At 72.2% G+C, this 6,080-nt stretch carries 4 protein-coding genes; 3 read left to right on the top strand and 1 reads right to left on the bottom strand.

Annotated features, from left to right (window positions below):
• On the top strand, positions 1-2,509 hold a 2,509-nt coding region (locus HW578_RS21580), incomplete at its 5' end, for a penicillin-binding protein 1A (RefSeq protein ID WP_369407948.1).
• A 44-nt stretch (positions 2,510-2,553) separates the two neighbouring features.
• A protein-coding gene (prfB, locus tag HW578_RS21585; protein ID WP_198372778.1) for a peptide chain release factor 2 occupies positions 2,554-3,685 on the top strand; the annotation gives its coding sequence in 2 pieces (ribosomal slippage) (positions 2,554-2,622 and positions 2,624-3,685; 1,131 coding nt in all).
• A 3-nt stretch (positions 3,686-3,688) separates the two neighbouring features.
• Here the strand turns inward: prfB and HW578_RS21590 are convergent.
• Positions 3,689-4,552, bottom strand: a complete 864-nt coding sequence (locus HW578_RS21590) for a hypothetical protein (RefSeq protein WP_198372779.1) — start codon at positions 4,550-4,552, stop codon at positions 3,689-3,691.
• A 158-nt stretch (positions 4,553-4,710) separates the two neighbouring features.
• Between HW578_RS21590 and HW578_RS27970 the strand changes: the two genes are divergently transcribed.
• The coding region (locus tag HW578_RS27970) for a glycosyltransferase (protein WP_232479180.1) at positions 4,711-6,080 on the top strand (1,370 nt) is incomplete at its 3' end.

Consider the following 6,080-nt stretch of genomic DNA (forward strand, 5'->3'; position numbering starts at 1 on the left):
CGCGGAGGCGCCGCCGCCCGGCCGCCGCGGGCGCGACAAGGCCGCGAAGCCGCGCCGGCGCCGGCGCGGCCTCGGGCTGTTCCGGCTGATATTCGTCCTGCTGCTCGGCGGCGGGCTGGTGGCAGGGGTCGCGGGCTATGGCCTGTATCGCCAGGTCGCCGAGGACCTGCCGGACTACCGCTGGCTCGCCGGCTACGACCCGCCGCAGATGAGCCGCATCTACGCCGCCGACAGCCGGCTGAGCGCGGAACTCGCGACGGAACGCCGCGTCTTCGTCCCGATCGAGGCGATCCCGCGCCGCGTGCAGCAGGCCTTCGTCTCGGCCGAGGACCAGCGCTTCTGGGACCATGCCGGCGTCGATCCGCTTGGCATCGGGCGCGCCATGCTGACCGCGATCGAGAATTACGGTTCGGGCCGGCGGATGGGCGGGGCGTCCACCATCACCCAGCAGGTCGCGAAGAACATGCTGGTGGGCGCGGACCGCACCCTGATGCGCAAGGTGCGCGAGGCGATCCTGGCGGTGCGCATCGAGCAGGCGCTGACCAAGGAGCGCATCCTCGAACTCTACCTGAACGAGATCTTCCTGGGTCAGCAGGCCTATGGCGTGGCGGCGGCCGCGCAGGCCTATTTCAACAAGGGGCTCGATGACCTGACGCTGGCCGAGGCCGCCTTCCTGGCCGCGTTGCCCAAGGGCCCCAACAACTACAACCCGCTGCGCTTCCCCGACGCGGCGCGCGCCAGGCGCGACTGGGTGCTCGACCGCATGGCCGAGGACGGCCACATCACGCGCGAGGAAGCCCGCTACGCCAAGGCCGAGCCCATCGTGCCGAGGCCCACGCGCCGGCCCGAGGTGATCGCCGTCGGCCAGCACTTCACCGAGGAAGTGCGCCGCGAGCTGATCCAGCGCTTCGGCGCCGAGCAGACCACGATGGGCGGGCTCGTGGTGCGCACCAGCCTCGACCCCGAACTGCAGGCCGCGACGGAGCGCGCGCTGCGCGACGGGCTGATGGCCTATGACCGCCGCCGCGGCGGCTGGCGCGGCGCCTTCGGGCAGATCGCCGCCGGGCCGACCGAATGGATGCCCGCACTCGAGGCCTACCAGCGCCCGCCGGGCGGGCTGCCGGAATGGCGGCTCGCGGTGGTGCTCGAGGTGCGCCAGGCGGATGCCCGGCTTGGCTGGATCGACCGCGGCGATGGGCGCGGCGCGCCGCAGCCGCGCACCGGGCTGATGTACCTGCAGGACCTGGCCTGGGCGCGCCCGGCGCGCGACGGGCGGGTCGGCGGCGCGCCGACGCGCATGCAGCAGGTGCTCAATGTCGGCGACGTGGTCTTCGTCGACCCCCTGCCGACGCAACTGCCCGCGCAGGGCCGACCCGCGCGGCCGGAACGGCTCGAGCTGCGCCAGATGCCGCAGGCCGAGGGCGCGGTGGTCGCACTCGACCCGCAGACCGGGCGCGTGCTGGCCATGGCGGGCGGCTGGTCCTTCGAACGGTCCTGGTTCAACCGCGCGACGCAGGCGATGCGCCAGCCCGGGTCGTCCTTCAAGCCCTTCGTCTACATCACCGCGCTGGAGCAGGGCATTCCGCCCAACCAGGAACTGCTCGACGAACCGATCGAGGTCATGTCGGGCGGGCGGCTGTGGCGGCCGCAGAACTACACCGCCGGCCAGTCGAATGGCTGGGTGACCATGCGTACGGCGATGGAGCGCAGCCTGAACCTGGTGACGGTGCGCCTGGCGCAGCAGATGGGCATGGATGCGGTCGCGGATTCCGCGGCGCGCTTCGGCGTGATCCCGAACATGCCGCGCTACCTCGCGATGTCGCTCGGCGCCGGCGAGACCACCGTCATGCGCATGGCCGCCGGCTACGGCGCCTTCGTCAATGGCGGGCGGGAGGTCGTGCCGACGCTGATCGATTCCGTCCAGGACCGCCGCGGGCGCGTGATCTGGCGCGCCGACCGCCGCGCCTGCGCCACCTGCGATGCCGCAAGCCCCGAGGCTGGCCCGCCGGACCTCGTGGACCCCGCGCGGCGCCAGGTGACCGATCCGATCGCGGCCTACCAGATGGTCTCGCTCCTGCAGGGCGTGGTGCAGCGCGGCACCGGGGCGAACGCCATCGGCAACCGGCTGGGCCGCCCCGTCGCCGGCAAGACCGGCACGACGGACGACTACAAGGACAACTGGTTCGTGGGCTTCACGCCCGACATCGTGGTGGCGGTCTGGATCGGCTTCGACGAACCCCGCAGCCTGGGCAATGGCGAGACCGGCGGCGGCAATGCCGCGCCGATCTTCCGCGATGTTGTGGCCGCGGCGCTGCGCGACAGCCCGCCGGTGCCCTTCCGCGCGCCGCCCGGTGTCGCGCTGGTGCGGGTGAATGTCGGCAATGGCTCGATCCTGGAAGCCTTCCGCCCGGGCACGGAGAATTCCGCGCGGCGCTGGCGCGTGGAGGGTGATCCGGAAGGCGGCGGATCGGCCGGGCGCGTCGACAGCAACCTCGGCGGATTGTACTAACCGCCCTCGACAGCCCGGCGCGCGCGCCCTAAACCGCGCGCATCATGCGCGCCGAAGCCGAATCCCTGAACGAGCAGATCACCGCATCGGTGTCCCTGCTGAGGAGGCATCTTTGACTGGGATGCCGCCGTCCGCCGCCTCGATGAACTGAACGCCCGCGCCGAGGACCCGGCGCTGTGGAACGATGCCGCCGAAGCCGGTCGCGTGATGCGCGAGCGCGGCCGCCTCTCGTCGCAGGTCGATGGCGTGCGCAAGCTCGAGCGCGACGTTGCCGATGCGCTCGGCCTGATCGAACTGGCCGAGGCCGAGGGCGACGAGGACACCGCGACCGCCGCGGTCGCCGACCTGCAGGGCTTCGCCGCGGAAGCCAAGCGCCTCGAGATCGAGAGCCTTCTCTCGGGCGAGGCCGACGCCAATGATTGCTACGTGGAAGTGAACGCTGGCGCCGGCGGCACCGAGGCCCAGGATTGGGCCGAGATGCTGCTGCGCATGTATGTCCGCTGGGCCGAGAAGCGCGGCTACAAGGTCACTGTGACCGAACGATCGGATGGCGAGCAGGCCGGCGTGAAGTCCGCCACCATCCAGGTGACCGGCCCGAACGCCTATGGCTGGATGAAGACGGAATCGGGCGTGCACCGCCTGGTGCGCATCAGCCCCTTCGACGCCGCCGCCCGTCGGCAGACCAGCTTCGCCAGCGTCTATGTCTACCCGGTCATCGACGACAAGATCGAGATCGAGGTGAACCCCGCCGACCTCAAGACCGACACCTTCCGCGCCTCGGGTGCGGGCGGGCAGCACGTCAACAAGACCGAATCCGGCGTGCGCTTCACCCATATCCCAACCGGGATCGTGGTGGCCTCGACCCAGGACCGCAGCCAGCACCGCAACCGCGCCATCGCGATGGAGATGCTGAAGGCGCGCCTGTACGAGCTGGAGCTGCGCAAGCGCGAGGCGGTGTCGGACGCGGTCGAGGCCGGCAAGACCGATATCGGCTGGGGCCACCAGATCCGCAGCTACGTACTGCAGCCCTACCAGATGGTGAAGGACCTGCGCACCAGCGTGGAGAAGGGCAACCCGGCGGCCGTGCTGGATGGCGAGCTGGACGAGTTCATGGCGGCCGCGCTCGCGCAGCGCGTCGGCGCCACGCGCTCGGATGCGAGTGCCAACGCGCGCTGAGGCTCAGGCGTCGTTGACGTAGCGCTGCAGGCTCTGCGCCATGCGGTCGATGTCGTCGAAATTCGTCACCAGTGCACGCTTGTCCTTGGCCGTCTGGCGGAGGGGCGAGGAGCCGAACAGTGCCGCGACATCCGCGGGGCCGAAGCCCGCGAGGCGCGCGATGCGCTCGGCCTGGGGCAGCGCGACGGACTGCCCGCCGACAATCTCGGGATAGGTCACCTCCAGGAAGCGCGAATAGCCGCCGAAGGCGCGCTGCACGAAGCGCCGCGTGCGCAGGATGGGCAGCATGTAGGCGAGCGCCTGCTCCGCCCCCAGCGTCACCTGCATGTCGCGCGCCGCATCCGCGTCGTTGCCGGTGTGGTAGACGCCGCGCGTCTCGGCGATGACATGGCTCGCGAAGCATTCCGCGAGGTCGGTGCGAACCAGGTGGATCACCCCCGCGCGGCGCGACTTCAGCCAGTTCGCGAGGAAATTCGCCCCCGGCGCGGCGTTCGGCATCGTCCAGATCGGCGCCAAGCTGCCGAGGTTGTTGTACATCAGGTCGAAATGCAGCATCGCCGGCGCCACGCGTTCGCGCAGCCGGGCGACGAAGGCGTCGAGGCAGGCGCCCATCTCCTCCGCCTCGAAGCCGAATCCGCCGCGTGCGGCGACGAACTCGCCGAAGAAGCCGCGGAAATCGGCCCCGCCGGGACCGGGCTGGAACACCTCGCCGAGCGAACGGGCCAGCGTGCCGGCCGACAGCGAGGTGCCGAGGAACTTGGTGCCGCTGCGCTGGGTCGCGATGGTGACAAGAAACGGCGGACGGTCGTCGGACAGGGTGGCCTCCCGGATGGCGGGCAATGTCAGGCCGGCGACGCTTGCGGCCACGGCACGCAGCTCTTGTCGTCAGTCTACAGCAGACACACGGATCCGTGTGCGGATTTCCCGCTGCCCTGCTTGACCCTGTCCGAGCCGCGGTATACCGCCCCTGCGCTGCGATGCCAGGGACGCGGCGGGGGCTTGGGCGCGATTTGGCACTGACGGTAATGCATGTGTCGCACGGTGCCACGGGTGGCGCCGGGCGGGCGGGCAGGCGCGCGCACCTCGCGACGCGTGCGGCCGGCCTGCCCTCCGCCTTCGCCTTCACCGCGGGCGAGGCCGGTGCGCCCGACGACATCCTGCTCCGCCCGCGCGTGCCGGAAGCCCCCGGCGAGGCCGCGCTGGCGAAGGCGCTGCATGACCGCGTGCAATGGGGCGTGGTGCAATCGGCGCGTCGCACCACGGCGAATACCCTGTTCTCGATCGCGCATCCGGCGCTGGCGCTCGAGCACCAGGCGCTGTTTGCCGCGGCCGGCGTGATCCACCTGCATTGGACATCCTGGGCGGTGGCGCCGGCTACGCTGCGGCACTGGCTCGCGGCCGCCCGGCACGTCGTGTGGACGCTGCACGACCTGTGGCCGATGACCGGCGGCTGCCACTACCCGGCGGGCTGCGAGCAGTACCGCACCGCCTGCCTGCACTGCCCGCAACTGGCCGATGCCTGGTCGCTGGTGCCCAACGCCTTCGCCGAGAAGCGCGCAGCCTGGTCCGCGCCCGGTCCGGTGGTGGTGGCACCCTCCGCCTGGATGGCGGCGCGCGCAGCCGAGAGCATCATCCTGCGCGGCTGCCGCATTGAGGTCATCCCGAACGCCATCGAGACCGACGCCTTCGCCCCCCGGCCCGACCGTGACGCGCTGCGCGCCGCCTGGGGCCTCGCGCCGCAGGACCTTCTGCTGGTGGCCGGCGCGCATGACAACCGCGAGGCGCGCAAGGGCGGGGCGCTGCTGATGGAGGCGCTGCGCAGCCTGGCCGAGGATGGCCGCCTCGCGGCGCTGCTGCCCCCCGGCGCGCAGGTGGCGGTGGCCGGCTTCGGGAAATCCGTGCTGCCGGCCGTGCCGGGTCTGCGCGGGCTCGACTTCGGGGAGGTGGCGCAGGATGCGGTGCTGGCCTACATCCTTGCTGCCGCCGACCTCGCCTGCGTTCCCTCGCTCGAGGACAACTACCCGAACGTGGCGCTGGAGGCGCTCTCCTGCGGCACGCCCTGCCTCGCCACGCCGGTGGGCGGACTGCCGGAACTGGTGCGCGAGGGCGGCAGCGGCGTGCTGGCCGATGCGGCGAGCGCCCCGGCGGTGGCCGAGGCGCTGCTGCGCTTCGCCGCGCGCCACCATGGCGATGCCGCCCTGCGCGCCTCCGCCCGCGCGCAGGTGGAGGCGGAGAACGCCATCCCCGCGATCGGCGCGCGCCTCGCCGCGCTGTATCGCGACCTGGCGGGCGAGGGGCGCGCCACGGATGCCGCGGTGCACGGCCGCGCGCTGCGCGCCTTCGCGCAGGCCCCGGTCGAGGTGGCCGCGGTGCCCGCCACGCCCTTCCTGCGCTT

Origin of the sequence: Roseomonas rosulenta (assembly GCF_016106005.1) — a bacterium.
Classification (GTDB): domain Bacteria; phylum Pseudomonadota; class Alphaproteobacteria; order Acetobacterales; family Acetobacteraceae; genus Neoroseomonas; species Neoroseomonas rosulenta.